Source organism: Paenibacillus sp. MDMC362, assembly GCF_003269305.1.
In the GTDB taxonomy this organism is placed as follows: domain Bacteria; phylum Bacillota; class Bacilli; order Paenibacillales; family Paenibacillaceae; genus Paenibacillus_AQ.
Genome location: NZ_QLYT01000014.1, coordinates 43,839 through 62,277, shown reverse-complemented (window position 1 = coordinate 62,277; position 18,439 = coordinate 43,839). Strand labels below are relative to the sequence as shown.

17 protein-coding genes and 1 tRNA gene are annotated in these 18,439 nt (G+C 50.9%); 17 read left to right on the top strand and 1 reads right to left on the bottom strand.

The window, feature by feature from the left end; genetic code table 11:
- Window positions 1-99: 99 nt before the first annotated feature.
- From DP091_RS06010 to DP091_RS05940, 15 genes are all read left to right on the top strand, one after another.
- The gene (locus DP091_RS06010) at window positions 100-1,653 is read left to right on the top strand and encodes a fumarate hydratase (RefSeq protein ID WP_113057490.1); all 1,554 of its coding nucleotides are present in this window, start codon (window positions 100-102) and stop codon (window positions 1,651-1,653) included.
- A gap of 163 nt (window positions 1,654-1,816) precedes the next feature.
- Window positions 1,817-2,788, top strand: coding sequence for a bile acid:sodium symporter family protein (locus DP091_RS06005; RefSeq protein ID WP_113057489.1), 972 nt, complete (start codon window positions 1,817-1,819; stop codon window positions 2,786-2,788).
- Between the two features lie 25 nt (window positions 2,789-2,813).
- Window positions 2,814-4,628, top strand: a complete 1,815-nt coding sequence (pnpS, locus tag DP091_RS06000; protein ID WP_113057488.1) for a two-component system histidine kinase PnpS — start codon at window positions 2,814-2,816, stop codon at window positions 4,626-4,628.
- 70 nt (window positions 4,629-4,698) lie between these two features.
- Entirely contained in the window at window positions 4,699-5,430 is a 732-nt protein-coding gene (locus DP091_RS05995; RefSeq protein WP_113057487.1) for a response regulator transcription factor, read from the top strand.
- 175 nt (window positions 5,431-5,605) lie between these two features.
- A complete protein-coding gene (locus DP091_RS05990; RefSeq protein ID WP_113057486.1) occupies window positions 5,606-6,781 on the top strand; it encodes a methyl-accepting chemotaxis protein in 1,176 nt (391 codons plus the stop codon).
- 143 nt (window positions 6,782-6,924) lie between these two features.
- Window positions 6,925-7,929: a PstS family phosphate ABC transporter substrate-binding protein gene (locus DP091_RS05985; protein ID WP_071218079.1), complete on the top strand. Its 1,005-nt coding sequence runs from the start codon at window positions 6,925-6,927 to the stop codon at window positions 7,927-7,929.
- 59 nt (window positions 7,930-7,988) lie between these two features.
- A complete protein-coding gene (gene pstC, locus DP091_RS05980; RefSeq protein WP_071218080.1) occupies window positions 7,989-8,921 on the top strand; it encodes a phosphate ABC transporter permease subunit PstC in 933 nt (310 codons plus the stop codon).
- Window positions 8,922-9,797 carry a phosphate ABC transporter permease PstA gene (gene pstA, locus DP091_RS05975; RefSeq protein ID WP_071218081.1) on the top strand — a complete coding sequence of 292 codons (876 nt, stop codon included), beginning with the start codon at window positions 8,922-8,924 and terminating at the stop codon, window positions 9,795-9,797.
- A gap of 49 nt (window positions 9,798-9,846) precedes the next feature.
- Entirely contained in the window at window positions 9,847-10,602 is a 756-nt protein-coding gene (gene pstB, locus DP091_RS05970) for a phosphate ABC transporter ATP-binding protein PstB (RefSeq protein ID WP_113057485.1), read from the top strand.
- A 53-nt stretch (window positions 10,603-10,655) separates the two neighbouring features.
- Window positions 10,656-11,315, top strand: coding sequence for a phosphate signaling complex protein PhoU (gene phoU / locus DP091_RS05965; protein WP_113057484.1), 660 nt, complete (start codon window positions 10,656-10,658; stop codon window positions 11,313-11,315).
- A 144-nt stretch (window positions 11,316-11,459) separates the two neighbouring features.
- Window positions 11,460-14,120: a DNA polymerase I gene (gene polA / locus DP091_RS05960; protein WP_113057483.1), complete on the top strand. Its 2,661-nt coding sequence runs from the start codon at window positions 11,460-11,462 to the stop codon at window positions 14,118-14,120.
- Between the two features lie 145 nt (window positions 14,121-14,265).
- Window positions 14,266-15,099 carry a DNA-formamidopyrimidine glycosylase gene (gene mutM / locus DP091_RS05955; RefSeq protein ID WP_113057482.1) on the top strand — a complete coding sequence of 278 codons (834 nt, stop codon included), beginning with the start codon at window positions 14,266-14,268 and terminating at the stop codon, window positions 15,097-15,099.
- Window positions 15,100-15,221: 122 nt separating this feature from the next.
- A complete protein-coding gene (locus tag DP091_RS05950; RefSeq protein WP_113057481.1) occupies window positions 15,222-15,962 on the top strand; it encodes an MntP/YtaF family protein in 741 nt (246 codons plus the stop codon).
- A 9-nt stretch (window positions 15,963-15,971) separates the two neighbouring features.
- A complete protein-coding gene (coaE, locus tag DP091_RS05945) occupies window positions 15,972-16,571 on the top strand; it encodes a dephospho-CoA kinase (RefSeq protein WP_113057480.1) in 600 nt (199 codons plus the stop codon).
- On the top strand, window positions 16,568-17,134 hold the full coding sequence (locus DP091_RS05940) for a lytic transglycosylase domain-containing protein (protein WP_071218087.1): 567 nt from the start codon (window positions 16,568-16,570) through the stop codon (window positions 17,132-17,134). The genes coaE and DP091_RS05940 overlap by 4 nt, the downstream gene beginning before the upstream one ends.
- 67 nt (window positions 17,135-17,201) lie before the next feature.
- On the opposite strand, the gene DP091_RS05935 is transcribed toward DP091_RS05940, so the two are convergent.
- Window positions 17,202-17,429 carry an alpha/beta-type small acid-soluble spore protein gene (locus tag DP091_RS05935; protein ID WP_053492022.1) on the bottom strand — a complete coding sequence of 76 codons (228 nt, stop codon included), beginning with the start codon at window positions 17,427-17,429 and terminating at the stop codon, window positions 17,202-17,204.
- A gap of 148 nt (window positions 17,430-17,577) precedes the next feature.
- Between DP091_RS05935 and nrdR the strand changes: the two genes are divergently transcribed.
- Together nrdR and DP091_RS05925 are read left to right on the top strand one after the other, a co-directional pair.
- Window positions 17,578-18,051: a transcriptional regulator NrdR gene (gene nrdR / locus DP091_RS05930; protein ID WP_113057479.1), complete on the top strand. Its 474-nt coding sequence runs from the start codon at window positions 17,578-17,580 to the stop codon at window positions 18,049-18,051.
- A gap of 177 nt (window positions 18,052-18,228) precedes the next feature.
- Window positions 18,229-18,301 (top strand) — tRNA-Ala (locus DP091_RS05925).
- Window positions 18,302-18,439 lie beyond the last annotated feature (138 nt).

Sequence of the window (18,439 nt, the reverse complement as noted above, 5' to 3'; positions counted from 1 at the left end):
GTGCGAAATGATATGATATGATAACAATATTGGCAGTTTATAATGATTCTTATTTTGCTATCATGTCTGGGTTATGAAAGAGAGGAGTTTACCAACGTTATGAAAGTATTTGAAGAGAGTATGTATCGACTGATTGTAGAAACCTCCACGAATTTGCCCGGGGATGTACGAAGAGCAGTCAACCGCGGCCGAGCGTCTGAGGATGCGGCAACGCGAGCGGGGCTGGCACTGGCAACGATCGCTCAAAATATTGAGATGGCCGAGCAGGAAGTATCGCCGATCTGCCAGGATACCGGCATGCCAACATTCATCGTACATACGCCTGTGGGTGCGAACCAAATCGAGATGAAGAAGGCGATTTACTCTGCGGTGATTCGCGCCACGAAGGAAGGCAAGCTGCGTCCAAACTCGGTGGATTCGTTGACTGGCGCTAACAGCGGGGATAATCTCGGCCCTGGTACGCCCGTCATCCATTTCGAGCAATGGGAGCAGGATAAGGTGGACGTCCGTCTCATCCTGAAAGGGGGCGGCTGCGAGAACAAAAACATTCAGTACAGTCTTCCTGCAGAGCTTGAAGGGCTCGGGAAAGCGGGCCGTGATTTGGACGGGATCCGCAAATGCATTATGCATGCCGTGTACCAAGCTCAAGGCCAAGGCTGCAGCGCCGGATTTATCGGCGTAGGCATCGGCGGCGACCGGACGACTGGTTATGAGCTTGCGAAGCATCAGCTGTTCCGTCATGTCGAAGATGTGAACCCGAATGAAGATTTGGCGAAGCTCGAAGATTACATATTGGAAAATGCAAATAAACTCGGGATCGGCACGATGGGCTTTGGCGGAGAAGTCACGCTGCTCGGCTGCAAAATCGGTGCGATGAACCGTCTGCCGGCAAGCTTTTTTGTATCGGTTGCTTATAACTGCTGGGCGTTCCGCCGTCAGGGCGTAATGGTTGAGCCGGACACGGGGGAGATCACGGAATGGCTGTATGAAGCAGGCAGTCAGGTGCAGATGAACGCCAATTCCGAAACGGCTGTTTCCCAAGCCGAAGACTCCGGTCCAAGTGATTCCAAGGGCCGCGAAGTGGTGCTGCAGACGCCAATCAGCGAGGAGCAAATTCGTTCCCTGCGTGTTGGGGATGTGGTGGTGATCCGAGGCGAGATGCATACCGGACGGGATGCGCTTCATAAATATCTGATGGATCACGATGCTCCTATCGACCTGAACGGGTCCGTCATTTATCACTGCGGTCCGGTTATGATGCAGGATGAAGAGGGATGGCATGTCAAGGCGGCAGGCCCGACAACGAGCATTCGAGAGGAACCTTACCAGGGGGATATTTTGAAAAAATTCGGCATTCGCGCGGTTATCGGAAAGGGCGGCATGGGTCCAAAGACGCTTCAAGCCCTGCAGGAGCATGGCGGCGTTTATCTGAATGCGATTGGCGGGGCCGCCCAGTATTATGCGAGATGCATCAAAAAAGTGAACGGCGTGGATTTCATGGAGTTTGGCATTCCGGAAGCGATGTGGCATTTGGAGGTTGACGGCTTTGCCGCGATCGTCACCATGGATTCGCACGGAAACAGCCTGCATGCCGACGTGAGCAAGGATTCGGCAGAGAAGCTGGCTATGTTTAAAGAGCCGGTGTTCTCCTAATCCGGAGCATCCGAAGAAGCATCGATTGGCCATCATGTGCCGGTCGATGTTTTTTTGTTAAATACGGGAATGGGGTACTTATTTCGAATTTTCGTTGCGGTTTTCGGACACTCCGGTTTATGATGAAAGTCAAATACGTCAATTCAGTCATAGGAGGAAACAGGTGAGAAGTTTTGGACTAGCCTTTGCATCTTGGTTTGAAAAGTACACCTTTCTCTTGATTCCAGGCTCGCTGGTGCTAGGCTGGCTGCTCTCGGATGTTTTGGTGGACTTTGTTCACTGGATTCCTTATCTATTCGGTTATATTACACTGGTGATGGCACTTGGCTGCGGGATCCGTCATCTGCAAGGGGTTCTGAAACGCCCCTTTGCCGTTATATTAACGCTCTTTCTTGCCCATGCGGCCGCTCCGGTGCTTGCCTATGGATTGGGCTCGGCCGTGTTTGGTGCGCACTCGGATTATACGATTGGCTTGCTGCTGTTCGCGATCATTCCGCTGGGAATATCCTCGGTGATGTGGGTCGGAAGCTCCGGCGGCAGCGTTCCGTTCATCCTGGCGGTAGTTGTGCTGGATACCATACTCAGTCCCATAGTCGTACCGGCTCTGATGGATATGTTTATCGGGGATGCACTGGTTACATGGAATGCGTCTGAGCTGATTCTCGATTTGCTGACCATGGTGGTATTGCCTACTCTGATCGGGGTGATGCTGTATGAGGGATCCAAAGGACGGATCAAGGATTGGTCGGCTCCTGTAGCCCAGCCCGTATCGAAGCTGTTTTTTATGCTCGTGGTGATGCTGAACGCGGCAGCCATCGCTCCCCATGCAGCAGGCATGAAGGAGGAGATGCTGGTGGTCATTCCGGTTGTCGTTACGCTGATTGTGATCTGCTATTTGCTTGGCTACTTTGGCTCCTATGCGATGCTTGGACCGACACGGGAAATGCAAATTACATTTACATACGCATCCGGAATGCGTAATATATCACTCGGGATGGTGTTGGCTACAACGTATTTCTCACCCCAGGCTTCCATCCCGGTGGTGCTGGGCATTATGTTCCAGCAGCCGGCGGCAACCATCATTCATGCGTTATTCCACCGAAGACGCACACGGGCGGTAAGTTATCCAAAATGATCACGCGGCAGAAAAAGGAGAGACCATGAGGCAGTATCGCAATCGTTTGACTCTGATTATGCTTACTTTAATTGGATTATCTATGCTCGCGGCAGGACTGGCTATGGTGACGGTATTCAAGCAGTCCCATATTCAGCTGCTGGAGGACAATATGGTCCGGGAGATTCGGCTTCTGCAAACCATGATGGAGTTTCCGGATACGAACAGCGCGGATGCTCTTTCGTATTACACCGATAGATCCTTGCAGCTTGAAGAACTGTCTGATGCAAGAGTGACGTTTATATTGAAGGATGGGAGGGTTATCGGGGATTCGGAGAGTGATCCGTTAACCATGGATAACCATGCTTATCGTGAAGAGATGCTTCAAGCGGTAAAAGCGGGGCGCGGGAGTACCATTCGTCGGAGCGATACGCTTGGGCAGGACATGCTGTACGTCGCTCTTCCGGTCAAGGCCGGAGAGAATTTCGACGGATTCGTCCGATTGTCCGTCAGTCTCAAGGAAGTGGACCAGGGAGTCAAACAAGGCTGGACCGTGATGGGAATCGGCCTGCTGGTGCTGTTCCTGCTTGCTGCCTTGGTGAGTTATCGCGTCGCCAAGGGTTTGACCTCGCCCCTAGAGAAAATCACGCGCGTAGCCAGACGGATATCGCGCCTTGAATATGATGCGAGGGTAAAGATTCACCGTAAAGACGAGATCGGTCAATTGGCGCAAGCCATTAACGGAATGGCCGACAGCCTGCAAACCCAGCTGCGGACGATACGGGATAATGAAGATTTGCTGCAAAGCGTTCTAAACAATATGACAGGCGGTATTGTCATGGTGAGCGGGGCAGGCCAGATCATTCTTGTGAACCGGGCTGCCGAGAGAATGCTCGGCATAAATGCCGAAGTGATAACAGGCAAATCGTACCGTGAACTTAAGCAGCATTATGAATTGACCAAACTGATGGAGGAAGGCCTTGAGAGCAAGGAGGACTTCCATGAGGAGCGCAACATTTATTATCCAGTGGAATCGATCATCCGCCTGGATGGGGTTGCGATGATGCAGGAGGAAGAGCAGGAGTCTTATCGGGGGATGCTGTTCCTGCTGCAGGATGTAAGTGATATCCGCAGACTTGAACGCATGCGGAGCGAATTCGTAGCCAACGTATCTCACGAGCTGAAGACTCCGCTTGCTGCGGTGAAAGGGTTTGCCGAAACGCTGCTTGGCGGCGGGGTGACCGATGAGAAGACATCGCGCTCCTTCCTCCAGATTATCTATGACGAATCCGAACGGCTAAACCGGCTGATCGGTGACATTCTAGAGCTGTCCAAGATCGAGTCCAAGCGGATTCAGATGGATTACTCGCCGATTCATCTGTCGGCCTTCTTTGATACGATATCCGAAATGATGCGCACGGTCGCGGAGAAGAAGCGGATCAGCCTGGAGCTCGATATTCCGGAAGAGCTGTTTATGGAGGGGGACGAGGACAAACTCCGCCAGATTTTTATGAATCTGCTCTCGAATGCAATCAATTACACACAAGAAGGCGGACGAGTAAAATTAACGGCTCGTGAAAAGCATAGTAACAGGAACGCCGAGGATATTGTGGAGTTCATTGTTAAGGATTCCGGGATAGGCATTCCGAAGAAAGATCTCCCACGTATATTTGAACGTTTCTATCGGGTGGATAAGGCGCGTTCGCGCGGATCAGGCGGAACGGGGCTTGGACTGTCGATCGTGAAGCATCTGGTGGATCTTCATCACGGAACCATCAAGGTGGAGAGCGAGCTGGGAATCGGCAGCTCCTTCATCATTGAGCTTCCGATCCTACAGGAAACGGACGATACAGGAAGTTAACACTCCGTTAACATTCTGTTGATATACTTGCATAAGTAGTCCAATTATCAAGATAAGGGCGGGGGTAACATTGACGCAACGCATGCTTGTTATTGAAGATGAGCCGACACTTTCGCGGCTGTTGTCCTACAATCTGACGCAGGAAGGTTTTCAAGTCGAGGTAGAGGAACACGGTACCGCAGGTTACGAGAAAGCGTCGAATCATGATTATGATCTGATCCTGCTGGATGTCATGCTGCCTGGCATGAACGGCTTTCAGATTTTAGAGAAGCTTCGAAGTAACGGAATTACCACGCCGATCATTATTCTGACGGCGAAGAACGCCGAAGAGGAAGTTGTTCAAGGTCTGAAGATGGGGGCGGATGACTATATTACCAAGCCATTTGGCGTATCTGAGCTGCTGGCCCGTGTATCAGCCGTCATGCGCAGGGTTTCCGGTCACGCCGATGAAGTAAAGACGACGGACCACCAGGGAAACGTCATTTCACTTGGAGAATTGGAAATCTATCCTGAGAAATATGAGGTCCGACTTGGCGGTCAGAGCATTAATCTCCGCCCGAAAGAATTTGAGGTGCTGCTCTACCTGGCCAAAAAACCGGGCGTTGTGTTAACGAGGGATGATCTGATGAACGTGGTTTGGGGCTTCGATTATATCGGAGGTCAGCGAACCGTGGACGTTCATGTGAGTTCTCTGCGCAAGAAGCTCGAGCTTGATCCTGAATCTGTACACATTGACTCCATTCGCGGGGTTGGTTATAAACTTGTAGTGAATCCGAAAAAAGGCTCCCATCATTCCGTTTGAAATGATGAGGAGTCTTTTTTTTGGGTCTTTGGTCAGATCCTGACATGTCGAATGTCTCATTTCCGCGCCATTATCCTTCCGCAGTTTACGCTCCCTTAATCATTCGAGCATATTCCCATAATACTTGTCCGGTAAGATGCGTCTAAAGGACCAGATGAAGAAGGGGTGAAGGCACATGACACTGCTTCAAACCAAACCGATTCAGACAGAGAGAATGAAGATGGGGGTAAAGCCGGAACTTAATGGACAAGCAGCAAACGAGCCTGAAGCAGGCGCATTATATCGGCAATACATAAGAAGGGTCCCTGTTATAACAAAGTCTGAATCCTGCCTCGATGTGCTGAATGTGTTTGCGAAGGACCAGCGTATACCGTGTGTTATTTATTGCGATGAGGCAGACACACCTGCAGGACTGATCATGAGGGATGTGTTTTACCAGCGAATGATGGGCAGGTTTGCCGTGGACCTGTATTATTCCAAGCCTGCCTACCAGTTTGCGGACCATCAACCGACGCGTATCGACGTATTCGAGAAGGTCGGAACGCTGCTGGAATTGTCCCTGCAGCGCCCGGATTCCAAATTTTACGATTGTGTCCTGGTCACGGATGAAGGACGACTGCTAGGGGTGCTTACCGTCCGGGATCTGATGAGCCTGTCCAGTGTGCTCCAAGCGGAAGCGGAGGCGAAGCGGGAACTGATCCTGCAGGAAAGCTACCGGCATACCCGAAACATTCAATCCTCTTTAACCGAGGTCCGAACGGCAGCAGCGAGAACAAACTCGGAATGTATACGGATGAGGGAGTGGTCCCAAACCGGGAGGGAGAAACTGGATCTTGTCCGAAGCTCGTACCTTGGTCTTGTTGAGGATATGACGAAGCGTGAAGGCCAGGCCTCGGAGCTCGCTGCCGATGCCAGCCGCATCTTTTCCATCACCGGCATGATTACCGAGCTTGCGAACCAAAGCAGTCTGCTGGCCATGAATGCCTCAATTGAAGCAGCACATGCTGGAGAGCATGGGCGTGGATTCCAAGTGGTTGCGGCAGAGGTACAATCGCTCGCAAAACAAACACGCAAGCTGTCAGGGGATATATCCCAGCTGCTCGAGCAAATCCAGCGGCTGGCAGGAGATACAGCCAAGGGGGCTGTATCGTCGCTGAAGGAAATCCAATCCTGCGAGGGGTATGTAACGGAAGGTGCCCAAATGTTTAATGAAATGGACAACGCCGTTCAAGAGGTTCAGAAGTCCGGTAATCAGGTTTATCAACTGGCCGAGGAAACCGTGAAGCGTGTGGAGCGGGTTAAGGATGAGCTTGCCGGAATGAACACAGGTGAAGCTCCGATCGTGGAATAAAGGTCGAATCTATAACTCTACCTTTATTAAAATATTTTACACTGCGTTTACATTTCTCAGAAACTGCTATTACATTCGGGGATTAATATCAATATTGTAAGTAGGAAGTAGAGACAACAACCATTTTGAAGGAGTGGATTCGTTTGTTTAAAAGAAGGGGTCGTAAACCAGCAGGTATTCTCGTACTGGTATTGATGCTGAGCACGCTTTTGGCGGCATGCGGCGGAGGAACAACTTCCGGCGGTGCTTCAGGAGAAAATACAGACAACGGTTCAGCACAGCAAAATGAAGGAAGCACCACAACAGCTTTGTCGGGAACGATTGAAATTGACGGTTCCAGTACATTGCATCCGTTAACTGAAGCCATTGCTGAAGAGTTCGGCGCAGCGAACCCGGATGTCCGCATTCCGATTGGAACAGGCGGAACAGGTGGCGGTTTCAAACGCTTCAATAACGGAGAGATTCCAATCTCCAATGCATCCCGTCCAATTAAAGACAGTGAAGCTGAAGAAGCAAAATCCAAAGGCATTACTTATCATGAGGTTCTGGTAGCTTATGACGGACTTTCCGTTGTTGTTAACCCGAGCAATGAATTCGTAGATAAATTAACAGTAGATGAGCTGAAGAAAATTTACGAGCCGAACAGCACCGTAAAAACATGGGCTGACGTTCGCGAAGGATGGCCGGCAGAGGAAATCAAAATTTACTCCCCTGGTACAGACCACGGAACATTCGATTACTTCACAGAAGCGATTAACGGTGAAGCGCAAGCAAGCAGAAACGATAGCCAAATCACGTTCAGTGCCGATACAAACGCAGTCGTACAAGGGGTTGCTGGTGACAAGAACTCCATCGGATACTTCGGATTCTCCTTCTATGAAGAGAACCAAGACAAATTGAAGCTGGTTCCGATCGATAACGGTACGGCTACAGTAGCTCCAAGCATGGAAACGATCAAGGATAACAGTTATGCTCCATTGTCCCGTCCGCTGCTGCTCTATGTAAATGACAAGGAGCTTGAGCGTCCGGAAGTGAATGCATTCATGAACTTCTACCTTGATAATGCCGCTAGTCTTGCTGGCGAAGTTGGTTTCGTACCGCTTCAAGATGAACAGTATCAAGAAGAAAAAGACAAGTTGGCAAAATAATTAAAGACTTCATGCCCGAAGGGAATCCTTCGGGCAACCCATAGAAAGGGAAGAGGAGAATGAACAAAACTTCACCCGTGGCGGCAAACACTAAAAGCATGACATTCCGTCGAAGCAAAACACGCCTCTCAGACAAAATCGTTCCAATCCTGCTCGGCTTGTGTGCCATGCTTTCGGTGTTTACCACCATCGGTATTGTATATACGCTTCTACAGGAATCCGTGATCTTCTTCAAGGAAGTGCCAGTATGGTCCTTCTTGACCGGAACGACATGGAGTCCGATTCTCCCTCCAAAAGAATTCGGCGTGCTGCCCTTGCTGGGCGGCACATTGCTGATTACAGGCATTGCGATCATTTTCGCAGTGCCTATCGGCTTGGCATGCGCTATTTATCTCAATGAATACGCTCCTGCCCGGGTTCGGGGGGTTGTAAAGCCAGTGCTTGAAGTGTTGGCTGGTGTACCAACGATTGTTTACGGATATTTTGCGCTTGAAACGGTAACGCCATTCCTTCAAAAGATTTTTCCCGACATGGGGATATTCAATGCGCTTAGCGCGGGTCTCGTGGTCGGCATCATGGTACTGCCGATGATCTCGTCTTTAAGTGAAGACGCGATGCGTGCGGTGCCTAAGAGCCTTCGTCACGGAGCATACGCGCTGGGTGCTACCCGATTTGAGGTTGCACTGAAAATTGTACTGCCTGCCGCTTTATCGGGGGTTGTATCCTCCTTCGTATTGGCATTCTCGCGCGCAATTGGCGAGACGATGATCGTTACGGTGGCTGCAGGTGCTACACCGCAGCTGACACTGAATCCGCTGGAAAGCATTCAGACGATGACTTCTTATATTGTTCAGGTAAGCATGGGAGACGTTCCGCGAGGAACGATTGAATACGGCACGATTTTTGCGGTAGGTCTGACCTTGTTTGTCATCACCTTCTTGCTTAATATATTGGCGCAGTGGGTCGCTCGCCGCTTCAGGGAGGAATACTAGATGAAACAATTGAATCTGGGGGATAGCAAAGGAATCAACCGGAGACGTCTGGGTGACCAAACGCTGCATATGATATTCCTGGCTTGTACCAGTATCGGTATTCTAGCCTTGATGGCTTTGATTGTTACGATCGTGATGGATGGCGTTCACAGACTCTCACCCGATCTGTTCACGAACTTTCCGTCGCGTATCGCGGATAAAGCAGGCTTGAAATCGCCGATTGTCGGCACGATTTATCTGCTCCTGCTCATGGCCCCGCTGTCTTTTGTATTAGGCGTAGGCGCGGCAATCTTTCTCGAAGAGTATGCGGGCCGCAGCCGCTGGGTTCGGCTGATCCAGCTGAATATCAGTACGCTTGCAGGGGTTCCTTCTATTATATACGGTATCCTGGGACTGGCGATTTTCGTGCGCGGCATGAATCTTGGCCGCAGCCTGTTGTCCGGGGTATTAACGATGACGCTGCTGGTGCTGCCAATTATTATCGTTGCCGCTCAGGAGGCGCTTCGCGCCGTGCCTAAGAACCGGCGCGATGCTTCTTATGCGCTGGGCGCAACGAAATGGCAAACGGTATCCAGCGCCGTGCTGCCATCAGCGATTCCTGGAATTATGACCGGGGTTATCCTGGCCTTGTCTCGTGCGATCGGCGAAACCGCACCGCTGATCATGATCGGTGCTTTAACGTACGTGGCCTTCTTGCCGGAAAATCTGCTCGATTCGTTTACTGTCATGCCGATCCAGATCTTTAACTGGGTATCAAGACCAAGTGAGGCTTTCCACGAGCTGGCGGCTTCGGGTATTATTCTGTTGCTCATCATGCTGTTCATCATGAACATTGCAGCCGTGTGGATCCGGAACAAGTATTCGAAGAACATCTAAGAGACGCATAAAGCAGATCTAATCGTGAAAAAGGAGACATGAATAAGATATGGAATCCATCATACAGATTAAGAAATTAAACCTTTACTACGACACGTACCATGCACTTAAAAACGTGGATCTGGACATTCCGGAGAAAACGGTGACGGCGTTCATCGGACCGTCTGGCTGCGGTAAGTCTACGCTGCTGCGCACGCTGAACCGCATGAATGACATGATTCCTTCCACTCGGATTGAAGGCAGCGTGCAAATCGGAGGAACCGAAATCTATAGCGAGGAAGTCCACGTTGAAGCCTTGCGCAAGCAGGTAGGGATGGTATTTCAGCAGCCGAACCCGTTTCCTAAATCCATTTATGACAACATCGCTTACGGGCCGAGACTCCACGGTATCCGCAGTAAAGCGGAGCTGGACCAAATCGTGGAACAGAGCTTGAAACAAGCCGTGCTGTGGGATGAAGTCAAGGACTATCTCAAGCGGTCCGCGCTGAGTTTGTCCGGCGGCCAACAGCAGCGTCTATGCATTGCCCGGGCACTTGCCGTGCAGCCGGATATCCTGCTGATGGACGAAGCAACTTCCGCGTTGGACCCGATCTCGACCCTGAAAATCGAAGAGCTGGTGCAGGAGCTGAAGAGCAAATACACCATCGTCATGGTTACGCACAACATGCATCAGGCAGCACGCGTATCCGGGCAAACGGTCTTTTTCCTGAATGGCGAAGTGGTCGAATCCGCAAACACCGATACGCTGTTCTCGACGCCGTCGGACGCACGTACTGAGGATTATATCTCGGGCCGTTTCGGTTAAGCCATTATCACGACAATGATCTTTCTTAAAAGTAGATAGGAGGAGCATCACACATGATCCGGAGAATTGAGTTTGATCAGCAGCTTGATGAGCTGAAAACCTTGCTGCAGGATATGGGCAAACATATGGAGGAGGCACTGGCGAGCAGCGTAGAGTCTCTTCAGACCTTGGATGCGGAGAAAGCGCAGACGGTTATCAAGAACGATGTGCAGTTAAACACAATGGAAGAGCAGATTATGGACATCGGCTCCCGCTTGATCGTGACTCAGCAGCCTGTGGCGAAGGATTTACGCCGGATATTGGTTGCTTTCCGGATTGCAAGCGATTTGGAGCGTATGGGAGACTTGGCGCGGGATGTCGCTAAAGTTACGATCCGTCTGCAAGGCCAGAAGCTGATCAAGCCACTAGTGGATCTTCCACGGATGTCGGATTTGGTGCGCGCGATGGTTTCGGAATCCATCGAATCCTATCTGACGGAAAATACGGATCTGGCCTATAAAATGGCCCAGGACGATGATCAGGTGGATCATTTGTACAGCGTGATTTTGCAGGACCTGTATGCGCATCTGACCTCCGATCCGGATTCGGCCAATCAGGCGATGCTGCTGATCATGGTGGGACGTTACATCGAACGGATCGCTGACCATGCAACCAACATTGGCGAGAGCACGGTGTACCTCGTAACAGGTCATCGTCCCGACCTCAACCAATAGCATAATGTTAAGTCAAACGCTGGCGAAAGCTGGCGTTTTTTTGCGTATTCTTAGGAATTCACCGTTAATCGAACGGATTGTTCGGAATTGGCGGTAACCTATGTTATCATGTGGAAAGGAAGTAATATTGGTGCGAGGTGTTCTATGGACAAGCTGATTTTGATTGATGGAAATAATATCATTTACCGGGCATTCTTCGCGATGCCGCCGCTGACCAATGCCAGCGGACAGCAGACAAATGCGGTTTACGGCTTTACGACGATGCTGCTTCGCTTGATTGAGGAACACAAACCGACCCATATGATGGTCGCATTCGATGCAGGCAAGGAAACGTTTCGGCATGCGGATTTTCAGGATTACAAGGGTGGCCGCCAGAAAACGCCTCCCGAGCTCTCCGGACAATTCCCACTGCTCAAAGAGCTGTTGAAAGGCCTTGGCGTCTCCCAATTTGAAATCGGCGGTTATGAGGCCGACGACATTATCGGGACCATTACCCGTCAGGCTGACGAAGCTGGTCGGAAGGTGATGGTGGTATCCGGAGATAAGGATATGCTGCAGCTGGCCTCGGAGCATACCACCATCGCGATGGTCCGCAAGGGCGTTACCGATATCGAGTATTACGGACCAGAACAGATTAAGGAGCGATATGATCTGACGCCTGATCAGATTATCGACCTTAAGGGACTGATGGGCGATGCTTCCGATAACATTCCCGGCGTTCCGGGAGTGGGTGAGAAGACGGCTCTGAAGCTGCTTCATGAATTTGGATCCGTTGAAGCCGTGGTGTCACGCACCGACGAGCTGAAAGGCAAAATGAAAGAGAAAATCGAAGAGCATGCGGATTCCGCCATACTCAGCAAGAAGCTGGCTACGATCTTCCGCGAAGTGCCGCTGGAGCAGTCGCTGGATGACATGGCGTTTACTGGCTTGAATGAAGAGACAGCGGGACCCGCACTGGCGAAGCTGGAGTTCAAATCGCTGATTGAACGGTTAAACCTGAGCACAAGCGGAGTGGGCGGGGATGCGGCTGAGTCGAAGCCCGAAGCGAAGATTGAAGTGACCCTTGTAGACACGAAGGGGCTTAAGGAGGTTGCGGATAACCTGGCCCAGGTCACCGTACTCCACGTAGAGACGCATGGGGACAATCCTCATCAAGCCGAGGTGATCGGGCTTGCACTCGCTACGGAGGAACGGCAGTACTTCATTCCGTTTGAGGTTCTGAAGTCGGAAGAGGCCGAGCCTGTCCGTGCTTGGCTTGCCGATAGCGGGATCCCTAAACGCGGATATGATCTGCACCGCATTGATCTGGCCCTCCACTGGCAGGGCATCGCTTTTGCCGGCGCGGCATTCGACGTTCATCTGGCTGCCTACCTGCTGGACCCGACCGAATCGAATCAAAGTCTCAGCGGTCTGGCCTCCAAATACGGGCTTGCGTATCTACAAGCCGATGAGGATGTGTTCGGTAAAGGGGCAAAGTACAAGGTTCCCGATATGGAGAAGCTTAGCGAGCACATGGCCAGAAAATGCCTGGCTGTATCCGAACTGGTTCCCGTTCAGGAGAAAGAGCTGGCTGCCAATGAAATGCTGCCGCTGTTCCATGAGCTGGAGATGCCGCTGTCCCGCATTCTGGCTGATATGGAGAAGCAGGGAATTGCCGTGAATGCGGAGGATTTGAAGGAGCTGGGGCGCGAGTTTGAAGGACAGATCGAGAAGCTAGTTCATGAGATATATGAGATCGCCGGAACGGAATTCAATCTTAATTCGCCTAAACAGCTGGGCGAGATTCTGTTTGTGAAGCTGGAGCTTCCGGTCATCAAGAAGACCAAAACCGGTTATTCCACCGATGCCGAGGTGCTCGAAAAGCTGGCGCCTTATCATGATATTGTCCGCTTGATTCTGAAGTATCGTACCTTGGCCAAGCTGCAATCCACTTATGTGGAAGGTCTTCTGAAGGAAATTTCGTCGCAAACTGGCAAAGTGCACACATTCTATCGTCAGACGATTGCCGCGACGGGTCGTCTGAGCAGCCAATATCCGAATTTGCAGAACATTCCGATCCGTCTGGAGGAGGGCCGCAAGCTGCGCAAGGTCTTCGTTCCGTCCGAGCCGGGCTGGAGCATTTTGGCGGCGGACTACTCTCAGATCGAGCTGCGCGTACTTGCGCATATCTCGGATGATGAACGGCTGAAGGAAGCCTTCGTCCACGATATGGATATCCATACAAAGACCGCGATGGACGTGTTCGGAGTCAGCATGGATGAGGTGGACTCCAATATGCGCCGATCCGCCAAGGCGGTTAACTTCGGCATTGTGTATGGAATCAGCGACTATGGCTTGTCCCAGAACCTGAATATTACCCGGAAGGAAGCCGCGGCCTTCATCGACCAGTATTTCGAGGTGTTCCAGGGCGTGCGGCGTTATATGGACGTGATCGTCAAGCAGGCGAAGCAAGACGGCTATGTGAAGACATTGCTTGAACGCAGACGTTACCTGCCGGAGATTAACGCCAGCAACTTCAACCTGCGGTCTTTTGCCGAGCGGACGGCAATGAATACGCCGATTCAGGGAACCGCGGCCGACATTATCAAGCTGGCCATGGTCCATATGGACAAGGCGCTGCATGATCGTCAATTGAAGAGCCGCATGCTGCTTCAGGTGCACGATGAATTGGTGTTCGAGGTGCCGGAGGATGAGCTGGAGATCATGAAGGAATTGGTGCCGGAAGTGATGAGTCAGGCACTGAAGCTGTCGGTACCGCTGAAATCGGAAGTCAGCTATGGCGAGAACTGGTACGAAGCGAAGTAAAGTTATACAATGTGTTAGCGGATAGAGAATCGTTTATAGGGATCATGGCGTGAAGAGGGGCGCATTATGCACCATACCTTTCCACAAAACCATGGTCCCGCTCTGTCCTAACTTCCGGTATAATGGGAGATGAGGTGAAGTCATTATGCCGGAATTGCCGGAAGTAGAAACGGTGAAACGAACACTTAACCAATTGATTAAAGGTAAGCATATAGATCATGTATCCATACATCTGCCGCGGATTATTCAGCGTCCTGACGATATTGAGGCATTTGCGTTTATGTTGAAGGATCATACCGTGGAAGGTGTAGAGCGCCGCGGGAAATTTTTACGGATATTGCTGGACGGACTGGTGCTCGTCTCGCATCTTCGGATGGAAGGGCGTTACGGGTTGTACTCTGCCGAGGAGCCGGTGGAGAAGCACACCCATGTTATATTCCATTTCTCGGACGGCACGGAGCTGCGCTATAAGGACGTACGCCAATTCGGAACGATGCATCTCTTTGCAACGGGGGAAGAATTTCAGCATGCTCCTCTTGCCAAGCTGGGGTATGAGCCGCTGGATGAAACGTTTACGTTCGGAACCTTCAAGGAAGTCATCGGCAGCAAAAAAACGAAGATTAAAGCGGTGCTCCTGAATCAGGCATATGTGGTCGGCATCGGCAATATATATGTCGATGAGGCATTGTTTCGAGCCAAGATTCATCCAGAGCGTAACGCCAACAGCCTGAAGGATGCCGAACTCAAGCGATTGTATCATGCCATTGTGGATACACTGTCCGAAGCCGTAGAAGCGGGTGGTTCCTCCATTAAATCCTATGTCAATGGACAGGGTGAAATGGGGATGTTCCAGCATAGTCATCAGATTTACGGACGGAAGGACAAGCCGTGTCATACATGCGGTGGACCGATTCATAAGATCGTGGTTGGCGGACGGGGGACCCACTACTGCCCGAAGTGTCAGCCGGTTAAGAAGTAATCCAATAGGCGTGCACCCATTCCTATCCCTACACATATAATGTGGAACATATGTGGAGCGCATGGAGCTGCTCTTCTTCATGAATGAGCCGCTTGATGTGGAGCTTACGAGGAGGGAAAAGGGTGCTCAGTCATATTTTCTCGTCTGCGCTGCTGGCCATGGCATTAAGCCTGGACGGATTCGGTGCGGGGGTTACATACGGTCTGCGCAAAACAAGGATACCGCTGCTGTCTGTATTGATCATCTCGCTATGTTCCGGCTTGGTGCTTGGCGCCTCCATGCAGGCGGGCGCGCTGTTACAGCGGTTCTTATCCCCATCCGTGGCGTCCGTGATCGGAGCCGCCATTTTGATTCTGCTGGGCTTATGGTCTCTATATCAGCAAGTTCGCAGAAGAAACGAGTCAGATGTGCAGCCGGTTTCCAGTAAGGATGTTTCGAAGACTCTTATGGAAACGAAGGCATCTGACCATCAAGTGAAATCAAGACGTGAGGTTAACACGGCAGGTCAAGTGCATCTTCAGCGGACGGTATTCTCTCTTGAGATTCCGAAGGTCGGGGTTGTCATTCAAATTCTGCGCAGTCCCTCGAAGGCGGATCTGGACGACTCCGGCAGCATCTCCCCGTGGGAGGCGATGTGGCTCGGGATCGCGTTATCGCTCGATGCGTTCGGCGCAGGGCTTGGCGCTGCCATGCTGGGCTTCTCACCGTTAGGTACCGCGGCTGTTGTTTCTTTGTTTAGCGGGGTATTCCTGGTGCTGGGCATGAGGGTTGGTTTACGTTTTGCATCCAAGGGCGGGATGCGTTTTATCTCTTATTTGCCTGCTTTTTTGTTAATCGTCATGGGTATAATGAAGCTGTTATGAGGTGAAGTCATGAATATCGGTTTAACCGGAGGAATTGCAACTGGCAAGAGCACCGTGTCCTCCATGTTGACCATGAAGGGAGCACTTCTCGTCGATGCGGATCTCATCGCCCGGGAAGTCATGCTCCCGGGTCATCCGGTGCTGGGTAAAGTGACCGAACATTTTGGACAAGCAATCCTGTTTGAGGACGGTACGTTGAATCGAAAAAAACTCGGGGAGATGATCTTCCACCATCCCGAGCAGAGAACGGTATTGAATGAGATCACGCATCCGGCGATCCGGCAGGAAATCCGGGAACGGACGGAAGCGTATGAGCGGCAGTATCCCGACCGGCTCGTTGTAGCGGATATTCCGCTGCTGCTTGAGGCCAAGGAACATTATTCTTATCTTGACCAGGTCGCTGTTGTTTATGTACCGCGAGAGCTGCAGCTTGAGCGTCTGATGGTGCGCGATGATCTTAACAGGGAAGCGGCAGAAGCGCGTTTAAACAGTCAGATGGATATCGAGGAGAAGAAGCGTCTGGCGGATATCCTCATCGATAACAGCGGAACATTGGCCGAAACGCAGCAGCAGGTGGACAACCTGTGGGGCAGGTTGGTTAGTCTATGAAGTGGCTCCGTAAAAAAAGAGTGCTGCTTCTGCTGTTTGTCTCTTTCGTAGCGCTGCTGTATCTGAGCTCGAACTGGATGACCTTGCTGTATCCGATTCATTATAAAGATGAAATACGGAAGCATGCCGCTTACTATGAGGTCGATCCGTTCCTGGTGGCATCCATTATTCGTGTGGAAACGAACTTTAAGCCGGGCAAGGAGTCCAAGAAAGGCGCGCTGGGCATTATGCAGCTGATGCCGGATACGGCGAATTGGGCGATGGAAATGGCCAAGCTGCCATCGGTAAACCTGCTGAACGTTAAGAATGAAGTGGATGCAAATATCCAGCTGGGCACCTGGTATATTCAGAACCTGCACAAGGAAATGGACGGCAACCCGATTGCTGCCATCGCCGCCTACAATGCAGGCCCCGGGAACGTCAAGAATTGGATCAATAAGGGCATGTGGGATGGAACCTACGAGAATGTGAAGAGTATTCCCATCGGGGAAACCCGCCACTATGTACAGCGCGTGATTTATTATTATAATCAATATACGGATGTGTATAAGGACGGCTTTTAACGAAAAAAGAGCGCTGGACAGGCTCTTACATTGAGCCGTCCAACACTCCTTTTTAAGGAAGAATCAATTATTGACCGGAGAATTGACCAGCCAATTGTTGCTCGGCCAGGGTTACAAGACGCTTTGTGATGTATCCCCCGATCGAACCGTTCTCGTAGGAAGTCATGTTACCTTGGTATCCGTCTTGTGGAATGGAGATACCAAGTTCTTGAGCTACCTCGTACTTCAATTGCTCAAGAGCAGCGTTTGCGCGAGGAACAACCAGGTTGTTGGAGTTGTTGTTGCTTTGTGCCATGTTAAGTTCACCTCCTTGGGTTGGTAAAAGTATTATGTCTCGGGTTTCGCATTTTCATAACATAAAAGAAAAAAGTTTTGTTGGTAAATTTTTCATTAGTGCCTTTAAGGCTAAAATACGCTGAAACAAAGGAAGTGAAGATGACTTTATGAAGTGTCCATATTGCAGTTATGCCGGAACGAAAGTGCTGGATTCCAGGCCTGCCAACGAGAATAAATCCATCCGCCGCCGCAGGGAATGCGAGCAGTGCAGCAAGAGATTTACAACCTTTGAGATGGTGGAGGAAACGCCGCTGATTGTTGTGAAGAAGGATGGAAGCCGCGAAGAATTCAGCCGGGAGAAGGTACTCCGCGGTTTGATTCGGGCATGCGAGAAGCGTCCGGTATCCGTGGACCAGCTGGATATGATCGTATCGGATGTCGAGAAGGCAGTGCGCAATACCGCAGCAGCAGAGGTGGAGAGCCGCCAAATCGGGGAGCTTCTGATGGAACGGCTGTATCCGGTCGATGAGGTAGCATACGTCCGGTTTGCGTCCGTGTATCGGCAGTTCAAGGATATCAATATGTTTATGAAGGAACTGAAAAGCTTGCTGTCCAAGGATACGGACGGTCAGGAGCTGTAAGAGCGCCAGGCTTGTGCGTGATCCAGGTGCTCTTCCGGTGCTCTCAAGGAGCCCCATCCTCATCATCGATAAGTGACATTATATAGAGAAGTAAAAGGGATACAGCACGTCATCAAAAAATGTGAAAAACCTGTTGACATGCCTGCTGATTTTTTATATGATATAGAAGTCGCTTACGGGGCCTTAGCTCAGCTGGGAGAGCGCATCGCTGGCAGCGATGAGGTCAGGGGTTCGATCCCCCTAGGCTCCATAATAAGAAAACCCTTGATGGTATATCATCAAGGGTTTTTTGCTTTTTTAGTGATTCTTTAATTCTCCCCAAGAATGGTCTTGAGGAGAATTGGGGACGAGAATCGAACATAATGAACGTAGATTTATAATTTTCCGT

What these genes read in the sequence shown, in the direction of transcription:
- DP091_RS06010 (WP_113057490.1), top strand. Translation starts at nt 100, where the DNA reads ATGAAAGTATTTGAAGAGAGTATGTATCGACTGATTGTAGAAACCTCC.
- pnpS (WP_113057488.1), top strand. Translation starts at nt 2,814, where the DNA reads ATGAGGCAGTATCGCAATCGTTTGACTCTGATTATGCTTACTTTAATT.
- DP091_RS05990 (WP_113057486.1), top strand. Translation starts at nt 5,606, where the DNA reads ATGACACTGCTTCAAACCAAACCGATTCAGACAGAGAGAATGAAGATG.
- pstC (WP_071218080.1), top strand. Translation starts at nt 7,989, where the DNA reads ATGAACAAAACTTCACCCGTGGCGGCAAACACTAAAAGCATGACATTC.
- pstA (WP_071218081.1), top strand. Translation starts at nt 8,922, where the DNA reads ATGAAACAATTGAATCTGGGGGATAGCAAAGGAATCAACCGGAGACGT.
- pstB (WP_113057485.1), top strand. Translation starts at nt 9,847, where the DNA reads ATGGAATCCATCATACAGATTAAGAAATTAAACCTTTACTACGACACG.
- phoU (WP_113057484.1), top strand. Translation starts at nt 10,656, where the DNA reads ATGATCCGGAGAATTGAGTTTGATCAGCAGCTTGATGAGCTGAAAACC.
- polA (WP_113057483.1), top strand. Translation starts at nt 11,460, where the DNA reads ATGGACAAGCTGATTTTGATTGATGGAAATAATATCATTTACCGGGCA.
- mutM (WP_113057482.1), top strand. Translation starts at nt 14,266, where the DNA reads ATGCCGGAATTGCCGGAAGTAGAAACGGTGAAACGAACACTTAACCAA.
- coaE (WP_113057480.1), top strand. Translation starts at nt 15,972, where the DNA reads ATGAATATCGGTTTAACCGGAGGAATTGCAACTGGCAAGAGCACCGTG.
- DP091_RS05940 (WP_071218087.1), top strand. Translation starts at nt 16,568, where the DNA reads ATGAAGTGGCTCCGTAAAAAAAGAGTGCTGCTTCTGCTGTTTGTCTCT.
- DP091_RS05935 (WP_053492022.1), bottom strand. Translation starts at nt 17,429, where the DNA reads ATGGCACAAAGCAACAACAACTCCAACAACCTGGTTGTTCCTCGCGCA.
- nrdR (WP_113057479.1), top strand. Translation starts at nt 17,578, where the DNA reads ATGAAGTGTCCATATTGCAGTTATGCCGGAACGAAAGTGCTGGATTCC.